A 23,730-nucleotide genomic window follows, 5' to 3' on the forward strand; every position below is an offset into this window, starting at 1 on the left:
CACATCCCTTTATTTTAAGAGGTCATGCGAAATGTTTTACCTGAGCCAGTTGGTTTTTGCCAGTTCGATCACTTCGTCACCGCGCCCGCTGATGATGGCGCGCAGCATGTAGAGGCTAAAACCTTTAGCCTGTTCCAGCTTGATCTGCGGCGGGATGGCCAACTCTTCTTTGGCGACGACCACGTCCACCAGTACCGGACCGTCGATGGAGAAGGCGCGCTGCAGGGCTTCATCGACCTCGGAGGCTTTTTCCACGCGAATACCGGTGATACCGCAGGCCTCGGCAATGCGGGCGAAGTTGGTGTCGTGCAGCTCGGTGCCGTCCGTGAGATAGCCTCCGGCCTTCATCTCCATCGCCACGAAGCCCAGCACGCTGTTGTTAAAGACCACAATTTTCAGCGGAAGCTTCATCTGCACCACCGACAGGAAATCCCCCATCAGCATGCTGAACCCGCCGTCGCCGCACATCGCCACGACCTGACGCTCCGGGGCCGTCGCTTTTGCGCCCAGCGCCTGCGGCATGGCGTTAGCCATCGAGCCGTGGTTGAACGAGCCGAGCAGGCGACGTTTGCCGTTCATCTTCAGGTAGCGCGCCGCCCAGACCGTAGGCGTGCCCACGTCGCAGGTGAAGATGGCGTCGTCGTCCGCAAAATGGCTGATCTGCTGCGCCAGATACTGCGGGTGGATGGCTTTGTCGCTCGGTTTGGCGAGATCGTCCAGCCCCTTGCGCGCGTCGCGGTAGTCGCTCAACGCCTTATCAAGGAACTTGCGGTCGGTTTTCTCTTCAAGCAGCGGCAGCAGCGCGGCAAGGGTGGATTTGATATCGCCCACCAGCGCCATATCGACCTTGCTGTGCGCGCCGATGCTGGCCGGGTTGATATCAATCTGAATAATTTTGGCATCCGTCGGGTAGAACGCGCGATACGGGAACTGGGTGCCGAGCAGGACCAGCGTATCGGCGTTCATCATGGTGTGGAAGCCGCTGGAAAAACCAATCAGCCCGGTCATGCCTACATCAAAGGGGTTGTCGTACTCGACGTGCTCTTTGCCGCGCAAGGCGTGGACGATGGGCGCTTTGAGCTTGCCGGCGAACTCAAGTAGCTCTTTATGCGCGCCCGCGCAGCCGCTGCCGCACATCAGGGCGATGTTGCTGGAGTAGCGCAGCAGCTGCGCCAGCTTTTTCAGCTCCTCTTCGGCTGGCGTCACCACCGGCTGCGGGGCGTGATACCAATGGGTGCTTGCCCCTTCCGGCGCGGCCTTGAGCGCCACGTCGCCGGGGATGACGACAACTGACACGCCGCGGTTCAGCACCGCCTTGCGCATGGCGATAGCCAACACCTGCGGGATCTGCTCCGGGGATGAAACCAGCTCACAGTAGTGGCTGCATTCACGGAACAGCTCCTGCGGATGCGTCTCCTGAAAATAGCCGCTGCCGATTTCGGAAGAGGGGATATGGGCGGCAATCGCCAGCACCGGCACGTGGTTACGGTGGCAGTCGAACAGGCCGTTGATCAGATGCAGGTTGCCTGGCCCGCACGAGCCCGCACACACGGCCAGTTCTCCTGTGAGCTGCGCTTCAGCACCTGCGGCGAAGGCGGCGACCTCCTCGTGACGGGTCGGCATCCATTCAATGGTTTTCATCTTGTTCAGGCTGTCGCTGAGTCCGTTCAGGGAATCGCCGGTCACGCCCCAGATACGTTTTACGCCAGCCTGTTCGAGCGTTTTCGCTATATATGCAGCCACGGTTTGTTTCATGGTTGTCCGTCTCCTTTTTGTGATATCGCTTACAAGCTTAGAAGAAAGTCGCCGCATTGCCCGTCGAATCCCTCCAATTAAAAGGTGCTTTTCAGGCGTAATTAAGCGGTATGCCGATGGGAAAAGGGGGCCGGAATTAATCGCCTGAGGGGGAGATCGGCGAAGTAGTGGTTGAGCTGTTGTTGGTCGGGTAAATGCGGTGCCACCCAATAAAAAGCCCGGTGGCGCTAGCGCTTACCGGGCCTACGATCGAACATTTACCGCTTATGCGAGGACCAGGTCACCCTGCGGATGACACGAGCACGCCAGCACGTAACCCTCGGCAATTTCCGCGTCGGACAGCGTCATGGTGCTGGTGACGGTATACTCCCCGGAAACCACTTTCGTTTTACAGCAGCCGCACACGCCCGCGCGGCAGGCCGCTACTACCGGCACCTTGTTGCTTTCCAGCGCCTCCAGCAGCGTGGTGCCGACGCGTCCAAAGAAGGTCTGGGCGGGCTGCAGTTTGGTGAACTGAATCCCGCTGGTTGCCGCTTCTGCAACAGGCGTGAAGAACTGCTCTTTGAAGAAGCGGGTCACGCCAAGCGCTTTCACTTCTTTCTCCGCGATATCCATGTACGGCGCCGGGCCGCAGGTCATCACGGTACGGTTCGCGATATCCGGCACGCTTTGCAGCAGCTCGCGGCTCAGGCGGCCGGGCACAAAACCGTGCGTCGCGTTGTGTTCCGCCACCAGCGTCACCGGGTAATCACGCCACTCCCCGGCAAAAATCACATCTTCCGGAGAGCGCACGCTGAAGATCGTCTGCACGTCGGCCTGCGGGCGGTTCTTCGCCAGCCAGCGGCGCATCGACATAATCGGCGTTACGCCACAGCCCGCCGCCAGCAGCAGGAATTTATCGTCTGCCTTGTCGTCACAGGTGAAATCACCCTGCGCGTCGGACAGCCAGATGTAATCCCCGCGCTTCACGTCACGGGTCAGCCACTGCGAGCCTGCGCCGTCATCAATGCGGCGGATAGTGAGCGTAATGTACTCGCTCACGCCCGGCGTGGAGGAGATCGTGTAGGCGCGCAGCGTGTCCGCCGAGTTGCGAACGCTAACCAGCGCATACTGGCCCGCACGGTACGGATAGTAGTCGTGGCAGAGCAGCGACAGCGTCCACACATCCGGCGTCTCCTGATGGATGTGATGAACCTGCATCCGCCACGGACATTGTGAGGTTGGCATGGTCATGAATCGCTCCTTATGCGCTCAGCAGCTGCTTCATATCATCTTCAACGTTGGTGACTGAACGCAGACCGAATTTATCGTTCAGCACCGCCAGCAGGTCCGGCGTCAGGAAGCCTGGCGCGGTCGGGCCGGTCACGATGTTGGTCACGCCGAGCGAGAGCAGGGTAAGCAGGATGACAATCGCCTTCTGCTCAAACCAGGAGAGCACCAGGGACAGCGGCAGGTCGTTGACGCCGCAGCCGAGTTTTTCCGCCAGCGTGACCGCCAGAATGATGGCCGAGTAAGCATCGTTACACTGGCCTGCGTCAATCAGGCGCGGCAGGCCTTCAATGTTGCCGAAGTCCAGCTTGTTGAAACGGTATTTACCGCATGCCAGGGTCAGGATCAGGCAGTCTTCCGGCACGCTGGTGGCGAAATCGGTGAAGTAGTTACGCTCGCCGCGCGCGCCGTCGCATCCGCCAACCAGGAAGATGTGGCGCAGCTTTTCACGGCTGACGAGGTCAATCAGAGAATCTGCGGCGCCCAGCAGCGTTTCGCGACCGAAGCCGACGGTGATCAGGTGCGGAATTTCGCTGTACGGGAAGCCCGCCATCTGCTGCGCCTGCGCAATGACCGGACCGAAATCGTCGCCTTCAAGGTGGCTCACGCCCGGCCAGCCGACGATGCTGCGGGTCCAGATGCGGTCGTCATACGCGCCCACGGTAGGGTCGATGATGCAGTTAGAGGTCATCACGATAGGGCCAGGGAAGCGGGCAAATTCAACCTGCTGGTTCTGCCAGCCGCTGCCATAGTTACCGATCAGATGTTTGAATTTACGCAGCTCAGGGTAGCCGTGCGCCGGCAGCATTTCGCCGTGGGTATAGACGTTAACGCCGGTGCCTTCGGTCTGCTTCAGCAGGTTGTAGAGATCTTTCAGGTCATGGCCCGAAATCAGGATGCACTTGCCTTCGGTCGCTTTCACGTTGACCTGCGTTGGCGTCGGGTGGCCGTAGGTGCTGGTTTCACCGGCATCCAGAATGCTCATCACTTTGAAGTTCATCTGGCCGATTTCCATGGAGCACTCAAGCAGGGCGTTCATATCGGCAGGCCAGGTACCCAGCCACGCCATGATTTTGTGGTACTGGGCGTAGATGTCGTTATCGTACTGGCCAAGAACGTGCGCGTGCTCCATGTAGGCCGCAGCGCCTTTCAGGCCGTACAGGCACAGCAGGCGCAGGCCGAGGATGTTCTCGCCAATCGCCGCTTTGTCTTTATTCGGGGTGAATTCTGCCGCCTGACGCTGCAGGTCACCCAGATCGTCGCTCACCAGCTGAAGCTCTGACATAGGATTGTCCACATGAGCGTTAGCATCCACCTTCAGGCACTGCGCCTTCAGCGCTTCGCGCAGGGCAATCGCTTCGCGGGCGTAGCCGACGATGCGCGGAGAATCGAAGTTAACGTTCGTTAGCGTGGAGAAAAAGGCGCGCGGCGCGAAGCTGTCGACGTAATGGTCGACGATGCCGTACTCGCGGGCTTTAAAGGCCCAGGCGGAAAGCCCCTGCAGGGCGGCTATCAGCAGATCCTGCAGGTCTGATGTTTCTGCGGTTTTACCGCACATACCCTGCGCGTAAGAACAGCCATTGCCTGCCGGGGTACGGATAGTTTGTTCACATTGCACACAAAACATAATCACACCTGTTAAAGTTATATTTGATATACATGTTTAAGGTTATGCCTGTGCCAGAACGGTGAAAAGGGGTTTCTGCTACAAAATAGAGGGAGATTGATTTAGCGCAATTTTGGCGGCAGGCACCCTACCGCCATGGAGGTATCAGGCGGAGAAAAACGCCATCAGGACGGGAACCAGCAGACTTAAAATAAAGCCGTGTACGATGGCGGCGGGCACCATCTCCAGCCCGCCCGAACGCTGGAGGACCGGCAGGGTAAAGTCCATCGACGTCGCGCCGCACAGGCCCAGCGCCGTCGAGCGGCTGCGGCGAACCAGACCCGGGATCAGCATGATGGCAATCAGCTCTCGCGCCAGATCGTTAAAGAAGGCGGCGCTGCCGATCACCGGGCCGAAGGATTCGGTCAGCAGAATACCGGAGAGGGAGTACCAGCCAAACCCGGAGGCCATCGCCAGGCCGGTCTTCAGCGGCAGATCGAGAATAAAGGCATTAATCACGCCCGCCACCATTGAGCTGGCGACAACCATAACGGCAACGATCATTCCCCGACGGTTAAGGACGATCTGTTTCAGCGTCATGCCGTTATTTCGCAGCTGAATACCAATCAGGAACAGCAGGAAAATCAGGGTATATTCGCTGGCGTCCGTCGCGTGCTGTAAAAATGTCCATCCTGTAAGGCCCAGAAGAAATCCAAGCACCACGACGCCGCAGAGCTTTAATGATTCCAGCGCCATTGCAATTCGGGAGGGGAGCTTCTCCTGATGATGATTATTTTTCCACGGAATAGTGCGTTCCAGCCAGAGCAGGGTGGCAATATTGCACAGCAAAATAACCACCACGGTGACCGCAGAATAATGCAGGATGGAAAGTAAATTCGTCGCCAGATTATCCAGGAAGGCCAGGCTTATCCCCATAAAGAACAGAATGACGTAAACAATCCAGCTGAGAAAACGGTTAATAAGCTTTAAGGCCGATTCATGACGCAGCGGAATAAGATAGCCCACGATCAGGGGCAGCAGAATAATGAGGAGTCCTGAAAACATGAACAGCCGGTCCTTTTGAGTATTCGTTAAGCGCCAGAGACACTACCCAATAAAGGCTGTACAGTAAAGCGGCAAAAGAAAGCCGGGTGGCGGCTGCGCCTTACCCGGCTTGTATGTGCGGCCTGTTGCCCTCTCCCACGGGGAGAGGGAGAAAACCATTAATCGCGTTTTTCCAGCAGGGTGCGGTACAGCACGCCGCCCAGAATACCGCCCACGATCGGCATCACCCAGAACAGCCACAGCTGCTCAAGCGCCCAGCCGCCCTGGAAAATGGCGACGGCGGTGCTGCGCGCCGGGTTAACGGAGGTGTTGGTCACCGGAATGGAGATCAGGTGGATCAGCGTCAGCGCCAGACCGATGGCAATAGGCGCAAACCCTGCTGGCGCGTATTTGTCGGTTGCACCGTGGATCACCAGCAGGAAGCCTGCGGTCAGCACAATTTCAATTACGATGGCAGAAAGCATGGAATAACCGCCCGGAGAGTGTTCGCCGAAGCCGTTAGAGGCGAAGCCGCTGGCCGCCGCGTCAAAGCCCGCTTTACCGCTGGCAATGACGTACAGAACGCCCGCCGCAATAATGCCGCCAACCACCTGCGCCACGATGTAGCCAATAACCTCTTTCGCCGGGAAACGCCCGCCCGCCCATAAGCCTAATGTCACCGCCGGGTTAAAATGACCGCCGGAAATATGCCCCACGGCGAAAGCCATGGTTAATACGGTTAAGCCAAATGCCAGCGCGACGCCGACAAAACCAATACCTAATTCCGGGAATGCTGCTGCCAGAACGGCGCTACCGCAGCCACCAAATACCAGCCAGAATGTACCAAAGCATTCTGCTGCCAATTTTCTAAACATAACCACCTCAAAATAATTTTCCACGCGTTTCCCGCGCGCGGGATATATCGCCATAAAGGGATGACGACTCAAAGAGCCCGTATTTTAGAAACCAACAACATCCCTTCGCCACTTAAATAAATTCGATTAATTTGATTTAAGGCAATGTGATGTCAATCCTTGTTCAAGTCAGCGGTAAATAGAGCATAGTTCAAATCTCGCAAGCGCGAATGTTCTGCTGTCGTGCCAGGGTTCCTGCCGCTATACTGCTGATAACTTAAAGGAAAAAGTGATCATTTCGCGGGGGATTTATGCTTCTCGAACGTGTGGAAATTGTCGGGTTTCGCGGTATTAACCGCCTGTCGCTGCAGCTGGAGCAGAACAACGTCCTGATCGGCGAGAACGCGTGGGGTAAGTCCAGCCTGCTTGATGCGCTGACGCTGCTGCTCTCACCCGAAGACAAGCTGTATCACTTCGTCCACGATGATTTTTGGTTCCCGCCCGGCGATATCGCAGGCCGCGAGAAGCACCTGCATATCATCCTGACGTTCCGCGAATCCGAGCCCGGCCGTCACCGCGTGCGTCGGTTCCGCCCGCTATCGCCCTGCTGGGTGCCCTGCGACGACGGCTTCCACCGGATTTTCTATCGGCTGGAAGGTGAGATGGCGGAAAGCGAGGGGGTGCTGACCCTGCGTGAATTCCTCGATGAGAAAGCCAACCCGATCCCGCTGGAGAATATCGACGATCTGGCGCGTCACCTTATCCGCCTGACGCCGGTGTTACGCCTGCGCGATGCGCGCTTTATGCGCCGTATCCGTAACGGCACCGTACCGAATATGCCGGAAGTGGAAGTCACCGCCCGCGAGCTGGATTTCCTGGCGCGCGAGCTGGTGTCGCGTCCGCAGAACCTCACCGATGGTCAGATTCGTCAGGGGCTGTCCGCGATGGTGCAGCTGCTGGAGCACTATTTTTCCGAGCAGGGCACGTCGGAGTCGCGCCATCGTCTGATGCGCCGTCGTTCTCATGATGAGCAGCGCAGCTGGCGCTATCTTGACATCATCAACCGGATGATCGACCGGCCCGGCGGGCGTACCCATCGGGTGATTTTGCTGGGGCTGTTTTCAACGCTTCTGCAGGCGAAGGGCACCGTCCGTCTTGACCGGGATGCCCGCCCGCTGCTGCTGGTGGAAGACCCGGAAACGCGCCTGCACCCCATCATGCTCTCCGTGGCGTGGCACCTGCTGAATCTGCTGCCGCTCCAGCGGATTACCACCACCAATTCCGGCGAGCTGCTATCGCTGACGCCGGTGGAGCACATCTGCCGTCTGGTGCGCGAGTCCTCCCGCGTATCCGCGTACCGCCTCGGGCCCGGCGGGATGAACGCCGAGGACGGGCGGCGTATCGCGTTTCATATCCGCTTTAATCGCGCCTCGTCGCTCTTCGCACGCTGCTGGCTGCTGGTGGAGGGGGAAACGGAGACCTGGGTCATCAACGAACTGGCGCGCCAGTGCGGACACCATTTTGATGCCGAAGGCATTAAGGTGATCGAGTTTGCCCAGTCGGGATTAAAACCGCTGATAAAATTTGCCCGCCGAATGGGAATTGAATGGCATGTGCTGGTGGACGGTGACGAGGCGGGGAAAAAATATGCCGCAACCGTGCGCGGCCTGCTGAACAACGAGCGGGAAGAAGAGCGCGACCACTTAACGATGCTGCCCGCGATGGACATGGAGCATTTTATGTACCGTCAGGGCTTTGACGACGTATTCCACCGCATTGCGATGGTGCCAATCGACGTCCCGATGAACATGCGCCGCGTGATCGCCAAAGCTATTCACCGCTCGTCAAAACCGGATTTAGCCATTGAAGTGGCGACGGAAGCGGGAAGGCGGGGCGTGGAGGCCGTTCCGACGCTGCTGCGGAAAATGTTCTCCCGCGTGCTGTGGCTGGCACGCGGAAGGGCGGATTAACGTTCGGTCGCCTGTTCCACCTGCTGAATCAGGCTATCCAGCAGCGCGTAGCGGCGACGGTATTCAGAACGTTTTTTGCTCGCGATCTCTTCTACGGGTTTACGCGGCATGGCAAGCGGCAGCATAAAATGGCCGCTCTCCTGCTTTTCCCCACCGAGGGAACTCCAGAAGCTGTCGTAATCGGCCAGCAGTTTCCCCTCTTTTTTCTTGCGGTAGCGCCAGCTGCGATAAATATGGGTGGCGTTACTGACGGCGACAATCTGCGCGACCGGGAATGCGGCGCCGAACGTCATGGCGGCTTCAACCAGCAGGCGTTTCGGGAACAGCCCGTGGCAGGCCTTCGTCGCTTTCTGGATCAGCTCATGGGGAACATGCGCTTTCGCACCCTGCAAGCCGCCGATGAACAGCGTAGATTTTCCTTCAAACTGGCAGAGCGTAAAGGTTAGCTCCGCCAGCACCGTATTCTGACCGTCGCAGAAGGTGAGGGTGGCCTCGCCCTCTTTATCCAGGAACGCATCGGCACACAGGCGGACGGTAAACTGCTGTTCATCTTTCCCGGTTAAGGTCAGCAGCGTAGTCCCCTGCGCCGAAAGATAGCCCTTCAGGAGCGTGGCCGGGAGCTGGCGGCTCATGGCCTGGTAGTGCCAGTTCAGGGATTCCAGCGCGTGCTGGCGATCCATCTTCACCGTCAGCCAGGGACGATGAAGCCGACACGGCAGCCCGGGCTGCACCTGCAGCATCTGCATCAGACGCGGCTGCTTAGCGAGGTTTGTTAACAGGCGAGACGTGCTCACGGGCGTCGCCAGCGAACGCAGCATGAACTTACGGCGATAGGCGGGGTTCTGCCATGCAAGGCCGGGCGCGATCTTGCCGAACGCCAGGTTTTTGAAGAGCTGCCAGCCGGATGTCGGCTGCGTCAGGTTTGAAAGAGGTGTATCGACGATAGAAGACATGATAAATCCTGAGCCTTTTGGAATACCGCTATTTCAGCAGGGGAAATATCAACGTCTTGTAAACAAATTAGGGTGATTTCGGAGAACGGGGGTTTCGTTAAGGAGTCGTTTAGATAGAATCAACGTTTATTATTGCCAGAACATTTATTTGGAATATTTATGAACCTCAAGGGAAAACGCAGAACGCTGTTTCTGCTGCTGGCGCTGGTGATTGTAGCCGGTGGATTCTGGTTATGGCAGGTGCTTAATGCGCCTGTACCGCAGTACCAGACGCTGATCGTTCGCCCGGGCGAACTGCAGCAAAACGTCCTTGCGACGGGCAAACTGGATGCGCTGCGCAAGGTTGACGTCGGCGCTCAGGTCAGCGGCCAGCTGAAAACGCTGTCGGTAGAGATTGGCGACAAGGTAAAAAAAGGCCAGCTGCTTGGCGTTATCGACCCTGAACAGGCCGAGAACCAGATCCGCGAAGTGGAAGCGACGCTGATGGAGCTGCGCGCGCAGCGTGCGCAGGCGCAGGCAGAGCGTAACCTGGCGCAGGTGACGCTGACCCGCCAGCAGGCCCTGGCGAAAACCCAGGCTATTTCAAAGCAGGATTTAGACACCGCCGCGACTGAACTGGCGGTGAAACAGGCGCAGATTGGTACGATTGATGCGCAAATCAAGCGTAATCAGGCCTCGCTGGATACGGCGAAAACCAACCTTGATTACACAAAGATTGTCGCGCCGATGGCCGGGGAAGTGACGCAAATTACCACCCTGCAGGGCCAGACTGTAATTGCCGCCCAGCAGGCGCCAAACATTCTGACCCTGGCGGATATGAGCACCATGCTGGTGAAGGCCCAGGTCTCCGAGGCGGATGTGATCCATCTTAAGCCGGGGCAGAACGCCTGGTTTACCGTACTCGGCGATCCGCAGACCCGCTACGAAGGCGTGCTGAAAGACATTCTGCCGACGCCGGAAAAGGTTAACGACGCCATTTTCTACTATGCCCGTTTTGAAGTGCCAAACCCGAAGGGCGTGCTGCGCCTGGACATGACCGCCCAGGTGCACATCCAGCTGACCGGCGTGAAAAATGTGCTGACCGTTCCGCTCTCCGCGCTGGGTGAATCCGCCGGGGACAATCGCTATAAGGTGAAAGTGCTGCGCAACGGCGAAACGCGCGAGCGCGAGGTGGTGATTGGCGCGCGCAACGACACCGACGTGGTGGTGGTGAAAGGGCTGGAAGAGGGCGAGGAGGTTGTTGTCAGCGAAAGCCTGCCCGGAGCCGCGAAATGACCGCGCTGCTTGAGCTGAACGACATTCGCCGCAGCTATCCGTCCGGCGACGGCCCGGTGGAGGTGCTGAAGGGCATCTCCCTGCGCGTGGAGGCGGGCGAGATGGTGGCGATCGTCGGCGCGTCGGGTTCCGGTAAATCGACGCTGATGAACATTCTCGGCTGTCTGGATAAGCCCACCAGCGGCACGTACCGCGTGGCCGGGACGGACGTCTCGACGCTGGACGGCGACGCCCTGGCGAAGCTGCGCCGGGAACACTTTGGCTTTATCTTCCAGCGTTACCATCTGCTCTCGCACCTGAGTGCGGCCCAGAACGTGGAGGTTCCCGCGGTGTATGCGGGCGTTGAGCGGAAGAAACGCCTTGAGCGCGCGAAGGCGCTGTTAACGCGTCTGGGGCTGGCGGAGCGGGTGGAGTACCAGCCGTCGCAGCTTTCCGGCGGCCAGCAGCAGCGCGTGAGTATTGCCCGCGCGCTGATGAACGGCGGGCAGGTGATCCTCGCGGATGAACCGACCGGGGCGCTCGACAGCCACTCCGGCGAAGAGGTGATGGCGATCCTGCACCAGCTGCGCGACCAGGGCCACACGGTGATTATCGTTACCCACGATCCGCAGGTGGCGGCGCAGGCCGAACGGATTATTGAGATCCGCGACGGCGAGCTGGTGAGCAACCCGCCGCCGCGCGAGGCCAGAACGGCGGCAGCGAAGGAAGCGCTGCCAGCGTCGACCGGCTGGGCGCAGTTCTCCAGCGGCTTTCGTGAAGCGCTGACCATGGCCTGGCTGGCGATGGCGGCCAATAAAATGCGCACGCTGCTCACCATGCTCGGCATCATTATCGGTATCGCCTCGGTGGTGTCGATTGTGGTGGTGGGCGACGCGGCCAAGCAGCTGGTGCTGGCGGATATCCGCGCCATCGGGACCAACACCATTGACGTCTATCCCGGCAAAGACTTCGGCGACGACGAGCCGCAGTATCAGCAGGCGCTCAAGTATGACGATCTGGCGGCCATCCAGAAGCAGCCGTGGGTGAACTCCGCCACGCCTGCGGTCTCGCAAAACCTGCGTCTGCGCTACGGCAACATCGACGTGGCGGCCAGCGCCAACGGCGTGAGCGGCGACTACTTCAACGTCTACGGCATGACCTTCAGCGAAGGCGCCACCTTCAACGCCGAACAGCTGGCGGGGAGGGCGCAGGTGGTGGTGCTGGACGCCAACTCGCGCAGGCAGCTTTTCCCCAATAAAGCGAACGTGGTGGGGGAAGTGATCCTCGTCGGCAACATGCCTGCCACGGTTATCGGGGTGGCGGAAGAGAAGCAGTCGATGTTCGGCAGCAGCAAGATCCTGCGCGTCTGGCTGCCGTATACCACCATCTCCGGGCGGATTATGGGCCAGTCCTGGCTTAACTCTATCACCGTGCGCGTTAAGGAGGGCTACGACAGCGCGCTGGCGGAACAACAGCTGGAGCGGCTGTTAACGTTGCGCCACGGGAAGAAGGATTTCTTCACCTGGAACATGGACGGCCTATTGAAAACCGCGGAAAAGACCACACGTACTCTTCAGCTGTTCCTCACGCTAGTGGCGGTGATCTCGCTGGTTGTCGGCGGTATCGGGGTGATGAATATCATGCTGGTGTCGGTAACTGAACGTACCCGGGAAATTGGCATCCGCATGGCGGTCGGGGCCCGGGCCAGCGACGTGCTTCAGCAGTTTTTAATTGAAGCGGTGCTGGTATGCCTTGTGGGCGGCGCGATGGGCATTGCGCTCTCGATGATGATTGCCTTTGCGCTCCAGCTCTTTTTACCCGGCTGGGAGATTGGCTTCTCGCCGATGGCGATACTCACCGCGTTTTTGTGTTCCACCTTTACCGGGATTTTGTTTGGCTGGCTGCCTGCGCGCAACGCGGCGCGGCTGGATCCGGTGGACGCGCTGGCTCGGGAATAACCCGAAAATAAAAATGCCAGCCGATCGGGCTGGCATTTTGACTGCGTGATGTACACAATAAAACAGAGAGCTATGCAACCGTTTCTGCTTCAACGGGTACGATTAGGCTTGCATGATTGCCTTTTGGTCCCTGGTGTACATCGAACCGGACGGACTGCCCGGCTTTGAGCGTCCTGTAACCATCCATCTGAATGGTGGAATAGTGAGCGAAGATATCTTCGCCGCCGCCTTCGGGGCAGATGAAGCCAAACCCCTTGGCGTTGTTGAACCACTTAACAGTACCCATTTCCATGCTTCGACATCCTTCGTAAATCTTATAAATTAAGATGGAATGAACCGGTGGTGGAGTGGGGGCTGTTCAAAACCTCGCCATCTCACGCTTGTACAATTTAGATAAACGAAAGACGTCGTCAAGCGTTTGGCGCTGGAGTTGGGACAATAATCAACCAAAGTTTGAAGCAGTTAACGCTATTGCAACAGTTTGTGACAGACATCGCGGATGACAGTAATAGATGATTGTTATCTAACATCTGAGGTAGATTCAAAGTGGTTATGCAAAATGGGTAAGACCAACGACTGGCTGGATTTTGACCAGCTGGCGGAAGACAAAGTGCGTGACGCGCTAAAACCGCCATCTATGTATAAAGTTATGTTAATGAACGATGATTACACGCCGATGGAATTTGTTATTGACGTGCTACAAAAGTTCTTTTCTTATGATGTAGAACGTGCAACGCAACTGATGCTTACCGTTCATTATCGTGGCAAAGCTATCTGCGGCATTTTTACCGCCGAGGTGGCGGAAACCAAAGTGGCGATGGTGAACGACTATGCGAGGGAGAACGAGCATCCGTTGCTGTGTACGCTGGAAAAGGCCTGATAAGGCATAAAATTGGGGGAGGTGCCTATGCTCAATCAAGAACTGGAACTCAGTTTAAACATGGCTTTCGCCAGAGCGCGTGAGCACCGACATGAGTTTATGACCGTCGAGCATTTACTGCTCGCACTGCTTAGCAACCCATCTGCCCGCGAAGCGCTGGAAGCCTGCTCCGTGGATCTGGTGGCGCTGCGTCAGGAACTCGAAGCCTTCATCGAACAAACCACACCGGTGCTGCCGGCCAGTGAAGAGGAGCGCGACACGCAGCCGACGCTCAGCTTCCAGCGCGTGCTGCAGCGCGCGGTATTTCACGTCCAGTCTTCCGGACGTAGCGAAGTGACTGGCGCAAACGTCTTAGTCGCCATCTTCAGCGAGCAGGAGTCACAGGCTGCCTACCTGCTGCGCAAACATGAAGTCAGCCGCCTCGACGTGGTTAACTTTATTTCTCACGGAACGCGCAAAGACGAGCCTAACCAGGCATCGGATTCCAGCAATCAGGTCAATAACAATGAAGAGCAAGCAGGCGGGGAGGATCGTATGGAAAACTTCACCACCAACCTTAATCAGCTTGCTCGCGTTGGCGGCATCGACCCGCTGATTGGCCGCGATAAAGAGCTGGAGCGCGCGATCCAGGTGCTGTGCCGTCGCCGCAAGAACAACCCGCTTTTGGTGGGGGAGTCCGGCGTGGGTAAAACCGCGATTGCCGAAGGGCTTGCCTGGCGCATTGTGCAGGGCGACGTGCCGGAAGTGATTGCCGACTGCACCATCTACTCGCTGGATATCGGCTCGCTGCTGGCGGGCACGAAATACCGCGGTGATTTCGAAAAACGCTTCAAGGCGCTGTTAAAACAGCTGGAGCAGGACACCAACAGCATCCTGTTTATCGATGAGATCCACACCATCATCGGTGCAGGTGCGGCTTCCGGTGGCCAGGTAGATGCGGCAAACCTGATCAAACCGTTGCTCTCCAGCGGCAAGATCCGCGTGATTGGCTCCACGACGTATCAGGAGTTCAGCAACATCTTTGAGAAAGACCGCGCGCTGGCGCGTCGCTTCCAGAAAATCGACGTGACCGAGCCGTCCGTTGACGAAACGGTGCAGATCATCAACGGTCTGAAAACCAAGTACGAAGCGCACCACGACGTGCGTTATACCGCGAAAGCGGTACGTGCGGCGGTGGAGCTGGCGGTGAAATACATCAACGACCGTCATCTGCCGGATAAGGCGATTGACGTGATTGATGAGGCAGGGGCGCGTGCGCGTCTGATGCCGGCCAGCAAGCGTAAGAAAACCGTTAACGTGGCGGATATTGAGTCCGTGGTGGCCCGCATCGCGCGTATCCCTGAGAAGAGCGTTTCTCAGAGCGACCGCGACACGCTGCGCACCCTCGGCAACCGCCTGAAAATGCTGGTCTTTGGTCAGGATAAAGCCATTGAGGCCTTAACCGAAGCGATCAAGATGGCCCGTGCCGGACTGGGGCATGACCACAAGCCTGTCGGTTCCTTCCTGTTCGCTGGCCCGACCGGCGTGGGGAAAACCGAGGTGACGGTTCAGCTCTCCAAAGCGCTGGGCATTGAGCTGCTGCGCTTTGATATGTCCGAGTATATGGAGCGCCACACCGTCAGCCGTTTGATTGGTGCGCCTCCGGGCTACGTGGGCTTTGACCAGGGCGGCCTGCTTACCGACGCGGTGATCAAGCATCCGCACGCGGTACTGCTGCTCGATGAAATCGAGAAAGCGCACCCGGACGTGTTCAATATCCTCTTGCAGGTGATGGACAACGGGACGCTGACCGACAACAACGGGCGCAAGGCGGACTTCCGCAACGTGGTGCTGGTGATGACCACCAACGCCGGTGTGCGTGAAACCGAGCGTAAATCCATCGGCCTGATCCACCAGGATAACAGCACCGATGCGATGGAGGAGATCAAGAAGATCTTCACGCCGGAGTTCCGTAACCGTCTGGACAACATTATCTGGTTCGATCACCTGTCTACCGAGGTGATCCATCAGGTGGTGGACAAGTTTATCGTCGAGCTGCAGGTTCAGCTGGATCAGAAAGGCGTGTCGCTGGAAGTGAGCCAGGAGGCCCGCAACTGGCTGGCCGAGAAAGGCTACGACCGCGCGATGGGTGCCCGTCCGATGGCGCGCGTGATTCAGGACAACCTGAAGAAACCGCTGGCGAACGAGCTGCTGTTTGGCTCGCTGGTGGACGGCGGCCAGGTCACCGTGGCGCTGGACCAGGCGAAGAACGAGCTGACGTACGATTTCCAGAGTGCGGCGAAGCACAAGCCGGAAGCGGCTCACTGAGTTGTTTTAGTTCAAAAGCCGGGTTTTTAACCCGGCTTTTTTGTGCCCGCTTTTCTCCCTCTCCCCGTGGGCTGAGGGTTCCCCACAAATTAATGCGAGCGGTGAACAATCCCCTCGCCCCTTTGGGGAGAGGGTTAGGGTGAGGGGAACAGGCCGCAGAGGAATTTTGCGAGGCGCTTTCCAGTTTCTTTCGAAGTTTGTTGCTGGATAAATCCACAGTAATAAAATGGCGGCGCACCTGCAAAATCAGGTGCCGGGATTGGCGTCCTGATTGCACACATATGGAAAGATGTTGCTCACAGCAACGTCACTAGTTTCGTTCACTCTTTTTTTAGCTGCGGTATAATCCGTACCTTCAAATATGGTGGGCTGAACCGGGGCTTCTTTTGAAGCGCCGATTTTCCATATGGTCGGTACGCCAAACCGGTTCAGTCTGCCACCCGAAGTTGGCGTTTCTGGTGGTAGTTTTCAGCCTCTAATATGGAAATTATGAATATGGAAAACCAGTCTATCTCCCAGCTTTACAGCGAACTCTCCCTCAACCCCGATCTCCCAACCCTCGCAGAGCGCTGCAAATTGCTCACCGAAATCCTCCTCGACTGCAAATCACTCCCACAAACGCAGCCCGTTTGCCGTTGTCTCGGCGCCTGGCTGGAAGAAATGAAATCCGGTCTCACAGAATCCATGCGTGATTTTCAGGTGGTGGAATTTGAGGACGAAGCGGAACAACCGCGACAAAAAGAGTGGTTGCTGGAAGATACAGAAACGAAATGCGACTACTGCCGGGCGCTAAACCACGTGCTGCTGGTTTCGCATTTTGACCGCGATATGCTGCCGCACCTGACGGGGCTACTTCATGACATGGCTCATTCTATGGCGGAGGATTTAATCACTCCTGTACAGCCGTGGACCACAATACATCTACCGGTACAGCCGCACTAAGCCATAAATAAAAAAGGCCGGGATAATCCCGACCTTTTAAATATTCATCTGCCATTACAGGCGAAAACAATTAGCGACTACGGAAGACAATGCGGCCTTTGCTCAGGTCGTACGGGGTCAGTTCAACAGTCACTTTGTCGCCCGTCAAAATGCGGATGTAGTTTTTGCGCATTTTACCGGAGATGTGCGCAGTTACCACGTGACCGTTTTCCAGCTCTACGCGAAACATGGTATTAGGCAACGTATCAAGTACGGTACCCTGCATTTCAATATTGTCTTCTTTGGCCATCTAATCCTCTGGGGTATCACTACCAAGTTTTGAACCGGCAAGATAATGCCGAAATTCATCAATTAAGTAAAGAATTGCGCGATTAAAACGCAGCAAAACAGTTTCGGCGCATTGCCCAAGCGTCACGGTACAACCGAACAGGAAGCGCATTCGTAAAGGGGAGACGACAGGATAAACGTCAGGACGTTATCTGAAGCGAGGGTCCCAAACGGCGGCGGGGCAACAGGCAGAAGCTACTCTGCGGCATAATTATAACACCCTCACAAAAAATATGCGGAAAACATTTAAGCATTGGGCATAAAGAGCGTTCTGGGGATCCAGAAGTCGCGCGGGAGCTTCTCCTGACGGCAGGCCTCCAGATGCTCGATATACTGTCGTCGCGGGATGTCAACTGCACCGAGGGAGGCCGTGTGTTCATTGAGCACCTGGCAATCAATCAGGCGTCCACCGCGTTGGGCAAAGGCCTGGCAGAAGACCAGCAGCGCGGTTTTCGAGGCGTTGACCGCACGGGAGAACATCGACTCGCCGCAAAACAGCGTCCCTTGCGCCACGCCGTACATGCCGCCAACCAGTTCCCCGTTTTCCCAAACCTCAATGGAGTGGGCGTAGCCAAGCTCATGGAGCTGGTGATAGGCGTTGACGATATCGCGGGTGATCCACGTCCCTTCGTGGCGATCTTCGGCACAGCCTTCGATCACCTGCCCAAAGGCGTGATTCAGCGTTACGCGGTATGGTGATTTGGCATGGAATCGCTTCATGCTGCGGCTCAGATGGAACTGCTCTGGCCACAGCACGGCGCGCGGGTCGGGAGACCACCATAAAATCGGGTCGCCGGGAGAAAACCACGGGAAGATGCCGCGCTGGTACGCCATTAATAGCCGCGCAGGGCTAAGGTCACCGCCAAGGGCCAGCAGCCCGTTGGGCTCACGCAGCGCTCCCTCCGGCGAAGGGAACGCGATGTTATGACGAGAAAGCTGGACCAGGCGCATGACAGCAAAACTCCAGTACGCGAGTGAGGACGCTACAAATATAGTCTACAGACGCTGTTTGAACTGATAGTAGCGACCCTGTTTCGCCAACAGCTCTGCGTGACTACCTTGCTCAATAATGTGCCCGTTGTCCATCACAATTATCCGATCAAAACTTGCCAGCCCGCGCAGGCGGTGCGTCACCATCAGGACGGTTTTTCCTGCCATCACGTTCGCCAGTAAATCAAGGATTTGACTCTCGGTTGTCGCATCAAGCCCTTCTGTAGGTTCGTCGAGCAACATCAGCGGCGCATCATGCAGCAGCGCGCGCGCAATGGCCAGACGGCGTAGCTCGCCGCCGGAAAGCTGACGACCGCCTTCACCCAGCCAGCTGTTGAGCCCTTCGTCCTCAAGCAGCTTGTGCAGTCCGACCTGCTCCAGTACGGCGCGAAGATCATCGTCCGAAGCCTCTGGCGCGGCCAGCAGCAGGTTATCGCGCAGGGTTGCGCTAAACAGATGCACGCGCTGTGGAACGACGCTCACGGTCTTGCGCAGGGCCTGCTCGCTGAAATCAGTCAGCAACGTGTTATTAAAACGAATCTGACCGTGCTGTGGATCCCAGGCGCGCGTCAGCAGCTGCAGCAGCGTCGACTTACCGCAGCCGGTACGGCCGAGGATCGCAATTCGCTGCCCTGCATTAATGGAAAGGTTGATACCGTCCAGCGCGTTCTGCGCCTGTTTGTCATAGGCGAAGGTCACGCTATCAAGCGTCAGCGCCACCTGCTCAGGCACGGTGGTCTGCCCGGCGCTGAACGTGACTTCAGGCTCCTGTTCGGCAATCTGGGTGATGCGCAGGGCAGAGGCGATCACCTGTCCAAGATGCTGGAAGGCGCCCGTCACCGGGGCCAGTGCCTCAAAAGCGGCCAGCGCGCAGAAAACGAAGAGGGCAATAAGAGGGCCTGGCTGGGTGTTGCCGCCAATCCCGCCGGATGCCAGCCACAGCATGGCGATCACCGCCACGCCGCCGATTAACACCATCAGCGCCTGCGAGAAGGCCGTCAGTTCTGACTGGCGGCGCTGGGCCTCATGCCAGTTCAGCTCCGTACTTTCCATTCGGGCACGGTAGCGCTTGCTGGCACCAAAAATGGTCAGCTCTGCCTGGCCCTGAAGCCAGGAGGTCAGCTGCTGGCGGTAATCGCCGCGCAGCCGCGTCAGGTTTTCCCCGGTGGATTTCCCGGCGCGGTAAAACAGCGGCGGCAGAATAAGGAGCGTCAGCAGCATGATCCCGCCGAGCGTCAGCGCAACGGGAACATCCAGAACGGATAGCCCCAGCGTGACCACTACAATCACCACAAACGCGCCCACTATCGGGGAGATCACCCGCAGGTAAAGGTGGTCCAGCGTGTCGACATCCGCAACGACGCGGTTAAGTAATTCACCCTGACGAAAACGCGCCAGCCCGGCAGGGGAGAGGGGCAGCAGTTTGCTGAAGGTGTAAATGCGCAGGTGCTGCAGGACGCGGAACGTCGCGTCGTGGCTGACCAGCCGCTCGAAATAACGTCCGGCAGTACGGGTAATGGCGGTACCCCGCACGCCTGCCGCCGGCAGCATATAGTTGAAGCTGTATAATCCGGCGAACCCGGCAACGGCGGAGGCCGACAGGAACCAGCCGGAAAGCGTGAGCAGGCCGATGCTGGCGAGCAGCGTCACAATCGCCAGCACGATCCCCAGCGTCAGCATCCATTTGTGTCGTTTATAGAGCGCAAGATAAGGCAGCAGAGCACGCATCAGATGTCCTCCTGACGGTTCGCCAGCAGGGCGGCGAACGGCCCCTGCGCGGCAACGAGAGCGGCATAATCGCCTTGCTCAACAATACGGCCGTTCTCCATCACCCAGATCTCGTCCCAGTCAGCAAGGCCTTCCAGCTGATGGGTGACCATCAGGGTGGTTTGCTGCAAGGAAGCGGCGTTCAGGGCCGCCATGACGCGCTGCTCGCTGTGTGAATCCAGACTGGCAGCGGGCTCATCCAGCAGCATCAGCTGGCACGGGTTCAGCAGCGCACGGGCGACGGCCACGCGCTGTGCCTGGCCGACAGACAGACCGGCAGACTGATCGCCTACCACGGTATCGACACCCTGCGGGAGCAGCGGCAGAAATTCACTGACCCACGCGCGGTCGAGAACGGACTGCAGTTCATCTTCACGGGCATCCGGGCGCGCCAGGAGCACGTTTTCACGCAGCGTGGAAGCAGGAAGCTGCGGGTTTTGTCCGACCCAACTGAGCTGCTTACGCCAGGCGTCGGGATCGAGATTACGCAGTTCAGCTTTGTTTATCCGCAGCGAACCGGTGTAGGCCATAAAACCGGATAACGCATTCAGCAGTGAACTCTTCCCGGAACCGCTGGTTCCGACGAGCACCACGCGTTTTCCGGCTGGCAGGGTAAAGTTCAGCGGACCCGCCAGCACTTTGCCTTCAGGTGACAGAATGGAAAAGTCCTGCGCTTCAATGGTCACGGGGTCTTTAGCATTCAGCGTCACGTCACCGCGCTCCGGGTGCGCCAGCGGCGTCTCCAGGAAGGTTTTCAGGCTGTCGGCCGCGCCAACGGCCTGCGCTTTGGCATGATAGAAGGTCCCCAGGTCGCGAAGCGGCTGGAAAAACTCCGGGGCCAGGATGAGCGCGAGGAAACCGGCAGAGAGGGTGACTGCCGTGCCGTAGTGGCCGAAATCCAGCGCGCCGAGATAGGAGAAACCGAAATAAACCGCCACGAGGGCAATCGACAGCGAGGTAAAGAATTCCAGCACGCCGGACGAGAGGAACGCCAGGCGTAACACTTCCATCGTGCGCTGGCGGAAGTCCTGTGATGCCAGACGAATATTCTCGGTTTCCGCTTCACCGCGACCAAAAATACGCAGGGTTTCCATCCCGCGCAGACGATCGAGGAAATGTCCGCTCAGCCGGCCCAGCGCCAGGAAGTTGCGGCGGTTGGCATCAGCCGCACCCATGCCAACCATCGCCATAAACAGCGGGATCAGCGGGGCGGTGCCCAGCAGGATCAATGCCGCCACCCAGTTAACGGGGAAAATGGCGATAACAATCAACAGCGGCACAAAAACCGCCAGCGCCATCTGCGGAAGATAGCGCGCGTAGTAATCGTGCATATCGTCGATCTGCTCAAGGATCAGCGTCGCCCAGCTTCCGGCGGGTTTACCCTGGATCCACGCGGGCCCGGCTTCCTGCAGGCGATCGAGCACCTGACGACGGATCTCGTAGCGGATATGCTGTCCGACGTGGAAGCCGACACGTTCACGCAGCCACACCACCCAGGCGCGCAGGACAAAAACCAGGATCAGAACAATAAAGGGCAGCAGGAGCGCCTCGCGGGGAATGTTCTCCATGATCATGTGATTAAGAATGCGGGCCAGCAGCCATGCCTGGGCAACAATCAACAGACCGCTAACGAACCCCAGAAGACGGGAGATCGTAAGCCAGCGGCGGGAAATAACGCTTTGCTGTTTCAGCCAGCGTGTTAACTCTTGTTGACGGGTTTTTTCCATTGCGTATTTTGCAGGTGACGTTATAAGAAATTAGACATCTGCATGTTACACGCGAGCAAAAATAAAGGCGACCTGTGGCCGCCTTTATTTACGTTTGTTACTGACTTGTAAAGATTATTTACCTTGTTCAGCCAGTCCGTCGAGGTAGCGTTCAGCGTCCAGCGCGGCCATACAGCCGGTGCCCGCAGAGGTGATCGCCTGACGATAGATATGGTCCATCACGTCACCGGCAGCGAACACGCCCGGGATGCTGGTCTGGGTCGCGTTACCGTGAATGCCGGACTGCACTTTGATATAGCCGTTTTCCAGCTCCAGCTGGCCTTCGAAGATCGCGGTGTTAGGGCTGTGGCCGATTGCCACAAACAGGCCCGCCACTTCCAGCGTTTCGACGTTATCGGTGTTCTGGGTATCACGAATGCGCAGACCCGCAACGCCCATCTGATCGCCCGTGACTTCTTCCAGGGTACGGTTGGTGTGCAGCACGATGTTGCCGCTCGCCACTTTATCCATCAGGCGCTTAATGAGGATCTTCTCCGCGCGGAAGGTGTCACGACGGTGAATCAGATGCACCTCAGAGGCGATGTTCGCCAGGTACAGCGCTTCTTCCACCGCGGTGTTACCGCCGCCAATAACCGCGACTTTCTGGTTACGGTAGAAGAAACCGTCGCAGGTCGCACAGGCAGAGACGCCGCGGCCTTTGAACGCTTCTTCAGACGGCAGGCCGAGGTAGCGGGCAGAGGCCCCGGTGGCAATGATTAGCGCATCGCAGGTGTACTCGCCGCTGTCGCCCGTCAGGCGGAACGGACGGTTTTGCAGGTCAACCTTGTTGATGTGGTCGAACAGGATTTCGGTTTCGAATTTAGCAGCATGCTCGTGCATGCGTTCCATCAGCAGCGGCCCGGTCAGGTCGTTCGGGTCGCCCGGCCAGTTTTCCACTTCCGTGGTGGTGGTCAGCTGACCGCCTTTTTCCATGCCGGTGATCAGTACCGGCTGCAGGTTTGCGCGTGCAGCATAGACCGCCGCGGTATATCCCGCAGGTCCAGAACCAAGGATTAACAACTTACTGTGTTTGGTCGTGCCCATGAGATCCCCATTGTTGTTGGCAGGCAATGGGCTGGATTGTAGGGAATTTGTTGCCGTAAAAAAAGAGCACTGGGATTTTGCTTTCGATATATGCAATAGCTGCGCCCGATGAATCTAGCGCCGTTACATCACGTTTTCTACTGAAAACCGCTCGTTTATAAGGCAGTAAAATGAGGATTAATACCCCTCCGTAATGAATATCCGGCATCTTGTACTAAAAAACGATGTTTTGCTTTGACAATCCCCTGCGCATTTGCGAAAACATTCAAGGAAGAAAAAAAACCGCGTTAACCGTATGCCGCATAGGCATGCACGTAAATGCCATTTTTACCGTGTCAGTGAAATCTACGCATGGCGTGGACAGACGCCATACGTGATGTCGGTGACAGCCTTCGGGCAGCGGTCTTCTTACCAACAGAACCCGAATCCGCATCGCGTCTAATACATAACCAGGCGATGTGATGACTAACGGGTACAGGCTCTGAACAGTGATGTGCACAGGGTCCAGGCAGGAGTAGGGAAGGAATACAGAGAGACAATAATAATGGTAGATAGCAAGAAGCGCCCTGGCAAAGATCTCGACCGTATCGATCGTAACATTCTTAATGAATTGCAAAAGGATGGGCGTATTTCCAACGTCGAGCTTTCAAAACGTGTGGGACTTTCCCCGACGCCGTGCCTTGAGCGTGTGCGCCGACTGGAAAGACAGGGTTTTATTCAGGGCTATACGGCTCTGCTAAACCCGCATTATCTGGATGCCTCACTTCTGGTATTTGTTGAGATTACTCTGAATCGTGGTGCGCCGGATGTGTTTGAGCAATTTAACGCCGCTGTACAAAAACTTGAAGAAATTCAAGAGTGTCATCTGGTGTCCGGTGATTTCGACTACCTGTTGAAAACCCGTGTGCCTGATATGTCCGCCTACCGTAAGCTTCTGGGGGAAACCCTGCTGCGTCTGCCAGGCGTGAACGACACCCGTACCTATGTGGTGATGGAAGAGGTCAAACAGAGCAATCGTCTGGTTATTAAGACGCGCTAACACGG

At 57.5% G+C, this 23,730-nt stretch carries 19 protein-coding genes; 7 read left to right on the forward strand and 12 right to left on the reverse strand.

The annotated features are described in order from the left end of the window. Positions 1–36 precede the first annotated feature (36 nt). The 5 genes from poxB to aqpZ form a co-directional block, all read right to left on the reverse strand. Positions 37–1,755 carry a ubiquinone-dependent pyruvate dehydrogenase gene (gene poxB, locus UTO39_RS09295; protein ID WP_061098721.1) on the reverse strand — a complete coding sequence of 573 codons (1,719 nt, stop codon included), beginning with the start codon at positions 1,753–1,755 and terminating at the stop codon, positions 37–39. A gap of 264 nt (positions 1,756–2,019) precedes the next feature. Then, a complete protein-coding gene (hcr, locus tag UTO39_RS09300) occupies positions 2,020–2,988 on the reverse strand; it encodes an NADH oxidoreductase (RefSeq protein WP_320727026.1) in 969 nt (322 codons plus the stop codon). A 10-nt stretch (positions 2,989–2,998) separates the two neighbouring features. After that, the gene (gene hcp / locus UTO39_RS09305) at positions 2,999–4,651 is read right to left on the reverse strand and encodes a hydroxylamine reductase (protein ID WP_320727027.1); all 1,653 of its coding nucleotides are present in this window, start codon (positions 4,649–4,651) and stop codon (positions 2,999–3,001) included. Between the two features lie 144 nt (positions 4,652–4,795). After that, entirely contained in the window at positions 4,796–5,695 is a 900-nt protein-coding gene (locus tag UTO39_RS09310) for a lysine exporter LysO family protein (protein WP_320727028.1), read from the reverse strand. Between the two features lie 158 nt (positions 5,696–5,853). After that, a complete protein-coding gene (gene aqpZ, locus UTO39_RS09315; RefSeq protein ID WP_014831264.1) occupies positions 5,854–6,549 on the reverse strand; it encodes an aquaporin Z in 696 nt (231 codons plus the stop codon). Between the two features lie 290 nt (positions 6,550–6,839). On the opposite strand from aqpZ, the gene UTO39_RS09320 reads away from it, so the two are divergent. Continuing rightward, a complete protein-coding gene (locus UTO39_RS09320) occupies positions 6,840–8,498 on the forward strand; it encodes an ATP-dependent endonuclease (RefSeq protein WP_061098718.1) in 1,659 nt (552 codons plus the stop codon). On the opposite strand, the gene UTO39_RS09325 is transcribed toward UTO39_RS09320, so the two are convergent. After that, positions 8,495–9,451: a VirK/YbjX family protein gene (locus tag UTO39_RS09325; protein WP_320727029.1), complete on the reverse strand. Its 957-nt coding sequence runs from the start codon at positions 9,449–9,451 to the stop codon at positions 8,495–8,497. The genes UTO39_RS09320 and UTO39_RS09325 overlap by 4 nt on opposite strands. A 159-nt stretch (positions 9,452–9,610) precedes the next feature. Here UTO39_RS09325 and macA point away from each other — a divergent pair, with 159 nt between their 5' ends. Next, the gene (macA, locus tag UTO39_RS09330; RefSeq protein WP_061098716.1) at positions 9,611–10,726 is read left to right on the forward strand and encodes a macrolide transporter subunit MacA; all 1,116 of its coding nucleotides are present in this window, start codon (positions 9,611–9,613) and stop codon (positions 10,724–10,726) included. Further along, complete coding sequence (macB, locus tag UTO39_RS09335; protein WP_253541396.1) at positions 10,723–12,663, forward strand: macrolide ABC transporter ATP-binding protein/permease MacB; 1,941 nt, start codon at positions 10,723–10,725, stop codon at positions 12,661–12,663. The genes macA and macB overlap by 4 nt, the downstream gene beginning before the upstream one ends. A gap of 70 nt (positions 12,664–12,733) precedes the next feature. Here macB and cspD read toward each other — a convergent pair whose 3' ends face one another. Then, on the reverse strand, positions 12,734–12,955 hold the full coding sequence (gene cspD / locus UTO39_RS09340; RefSeq protein WP_006809408.1) for a cold shock-like protein CspD: 222 nt from the start codon (positions 12,953–12,955) through the stop codon (positions 12,734–12,736). 267 nt (positions 12,956–13,222) lie between these two features. Between cspD and clpS the strand changes: the two genes are divergently transcribed. The 3 genes from clpS to UTO39_RS09355 all read left to right on the forward strand — a co-directional run bounded on the left by clpS (position 13,223) and on the right by UTO39_RS09355 (position 16,792). Further along, entirely contained in the window at positions 13,223–13,543 is a 321-nt protein-coding gene (gene clpS / locus UTO39_RS09345; protein ID WP_006174393.1) for an ATP-dependent Clp protease adapter ClpS, read from the forward strand. Positions 13,544–13,570: 27 nt separating this feature from the next. After that, a complete protein-coding gene (gene clpA, locus UTO39_RS09350; RefSeq protein ID WP_320727030.1) occupies positions 13,571–15,850 on the forward strand; it encodes an ATP-dependent Clp protease ATP-binding subunit ClpA in 2,280 nt (759 codons plus the stop codon). Between the two features lie 489 nt (positions 15,851–16,339). Next, positions 16,340–16,792 carry a hypothetical protein gene (locus UTO39_RS09355; RefSeq protein WP_320727031.1) on the forward strand — a complete coding sequence of 151 codons (453 nt, stop codon included), beginning with the start codon at positions 16,340–16,342 and terminating at the stop codon, positions 16,790–16,792. Between the two features lie 70 nt (positions 16,793–16,862). On the opposite strand, the gene infA is transcribed toward UTO39_RS09355, so the two are convergent. The 5 genes from infA to trxB form a co-directional block, all read right to left on the reverse strand. Next, on the reverse strand, positions 16,863–17,081 hold the full coding sequence (gene infA, locus UTO39_RS09360) for a translation initiation factor IF-1 (RefSeq protein ID WP_002211347.1): 219 nt from the start codon (positions 17,079–17,081) through the stop codon (positions 16,863–16,865). A 284-nt stretch (positions 17,082–17,365) separates the two neighbouring features. After that, the gene (aat, locus tag UTO39_RS09365; protein ID WP_320727032.1) at positions 17,366–18,070 is read right to left on the reverse strand and encodes a leucyl/phenylalanyl-tRNA--protein transferase; all 705 of its coding nucleotides are present in this window, start codon (positions 18,068–18,070) and stop codon (positions 17,366–17,368) included. A 45-nt stretch (positions 18,071–18,115) separates the two neighbouring features. After that, positions 18,116–19,837, reverse strand: a complete 1,722-nt coding sequence (gene cydC / locus UTO39_RS09370; RefSeq protein WP_320727033.1) for a heme ABC transporter ATP-binding protein/permease CydC — start codon at positions 19,835–19,837, stop codon at positions 18,116–18,118. Continuing rightward, positions 19,837–21,603 carry a heme ABC transporter permease/ATP-binding protein CydD gene (gene cydD / locus UTO39_RS09375; protein ID WP_320727034.1) on the reverse strand — a complete coding sequence of 589 codons (1,767 nt, stop codon included), beginning with the start codon at positions 21,601–21,603 and terminating at the stop codon, positions 19,837–19,839. The genes cydC and cydD overlap by 1 nt, the downstream gene beginning before the upstream one ends. Positions 21,604–21,717: 114 nt before the next feature. After that, the gene (gene trxB / locus UTO39_RS09380) at positions 21,718–22,686 is read right to left on the reverse strand and encodes a thioredoxin-disulfide reductase (RefSeq protein WP_028012555.1); all 969 of its coding nucleotides are present in this window, start codon (positions 22,684–22,686) and stop codon (positions 21,718–21,720) included. 544 nt (positions 22,687–23,230) lie between these two features. Between trxB and lrp the strand changes: the two genes are divergently transcribed. Then, complete coding sequence (gene lrp / locus UTO39_RS09385) at positions 23,231–23,725, forward strand: leucine-responsive transcriptional regulator Lrp (protein ID WP_000228469.1); 495 nt, start codon at positions 23,231–23,233, stop codon at positions 23,723–23,725. Positions 23,726–23,730: the final 5 nt, after the last annotated feature.

Source organism: Enterobacter sp. 118C5, assembly GCF_034107645.1.
Classification (GTDB): Bacteria; Pseudomonadota; Gammaproteobacteria; order Enterobacterales; family Enterobacteriaceae; genus Enterobacter; species Enterobacter nematophilus.

Bases quoted from the DNA above. Each gene is read 5' to 3' on its own strand.
- trxB (WP_028012555.1), bottom strand. From the start codon at position 22,686: ATGGGCACGACCAAACACAGTAAGTTGTTAATCCTTGGTTCTGGACCT.
- clpA (WP_320727030.1), top strand. From the start codon at position 13,571: ATGCTCAATCAAGAACTGGAACTCAGTTTAAACATGGCTTTCGCCAGA.
- UTO39_RS09325 (WP_320727029.1), bottom strand. From the start codon at position 9,451: ATGTCTTCTATCGTCGATACACCTCTTTCAAACCTGACGCAGCCGACA.
- macB (WP_253541396.1), top strand. From the start codon at position 10,723: ATGACCGCGCTGCTTGAGCTGAACGACATTCGCCGCAGCTATCCGTCC.
- hcr (WP_320727026.1), bottom strand. From the start codon at position 2,988: ATGACCATGCCAACCTCACAATGTCCGTGGCGGATGCAGGTTCATCAC.
- hcp (WP_320727027.1), bottom strand. From the start codon at position 4,651: ATGTTTTGTGTGCAATGTGAACAAACTATCCGTACCCCGGCAGGCAAT.
- macA (WP_061098716.1), top strand. From the start codon at position 9,611: ATGAACCTCAAGGGAAAACGCAGAACGCTGTTTCTGCTGCTGGCGCTG.
- cspD (WP_006809408.1), bottom strand. From the start codon at position 12,955: ATGGAAATGGGTACTGTTAAGTGGTTCAACAACGCCAAGGGGTTTGGC.
- UTO39_RS09310 (WP_320727028.1), bottom strand. From the start codon at position 5,695: ATGTTTTCAGGACTCCTCATTATTCTGCTGCCCCTGATCGTGGGCTAT.
- lrp (WP_000228469.1), top strand. From the start codon at position 23,231: ATGGTAGATAGCAAGAAGCGCCCTGGCAAAGATCTCGACCGTATCGAT.
- poxB (WP_061098721.1), bottom strand. From the start codon at position 1,755: ATGAAACAAACCGTGGCTGCATATATAGCGAAAACGCTCGAACAGGCT.
- clpS (WP_006174393.1), top strand. From the start codon at position 13,223: ATGGGTAAGACCAACGACTGGCTGGATTTTGACCAGCTGGCGGAAGAC.
- cydC (WP_320727033.1), bottom strand. From the start codon at position 19,837: ATGCGTGCTCTGCTGCCTTATCTTGCGCTCTATAAACGACACAAATGG.
- cydD (WP_320727034.1), bottom strand. From the start codon at position 21,603: ATGGAAAAAACCCGTCAACAAGAGTTAACACGCTGGCTGAAACAGCAA.
- aqpZ (WP_014831264.1), bottom strand. From the start codon at position 6,549: ATGTTTAGAAAATTGGCAGCAGAATGCTTTGGTACATTCTGGCTGGTA.
- UTO39_RS09355 (WP_320727031.1), top strand. From the start codon at position 16,340: ATGAATATGGAAAACCAGTCTATCTCCCAGCTTTACAGCGAACTCTCC.
- UTO39_RS09320 (WP_061098718.1), top strand. From the start codon at position 6,840: ATGCTTCTCGAACGTGTGGAAATTGTCGGGTTTCGCGGTATTAACCGC.
- aat (WP_320727032.1), bottom strand. From the start codon at position 18,070: ATGCGCCTGGTCCAGCTTTCTCGTCATAACATCGCGTTCCCTTCGCCG.
- infA (WP_002211347.1), bottom strand. From the start codon at position 17,081: ATGGCCAAAGAAGACAATATTGAAATGCAGGGTACCGTACTTGATACG.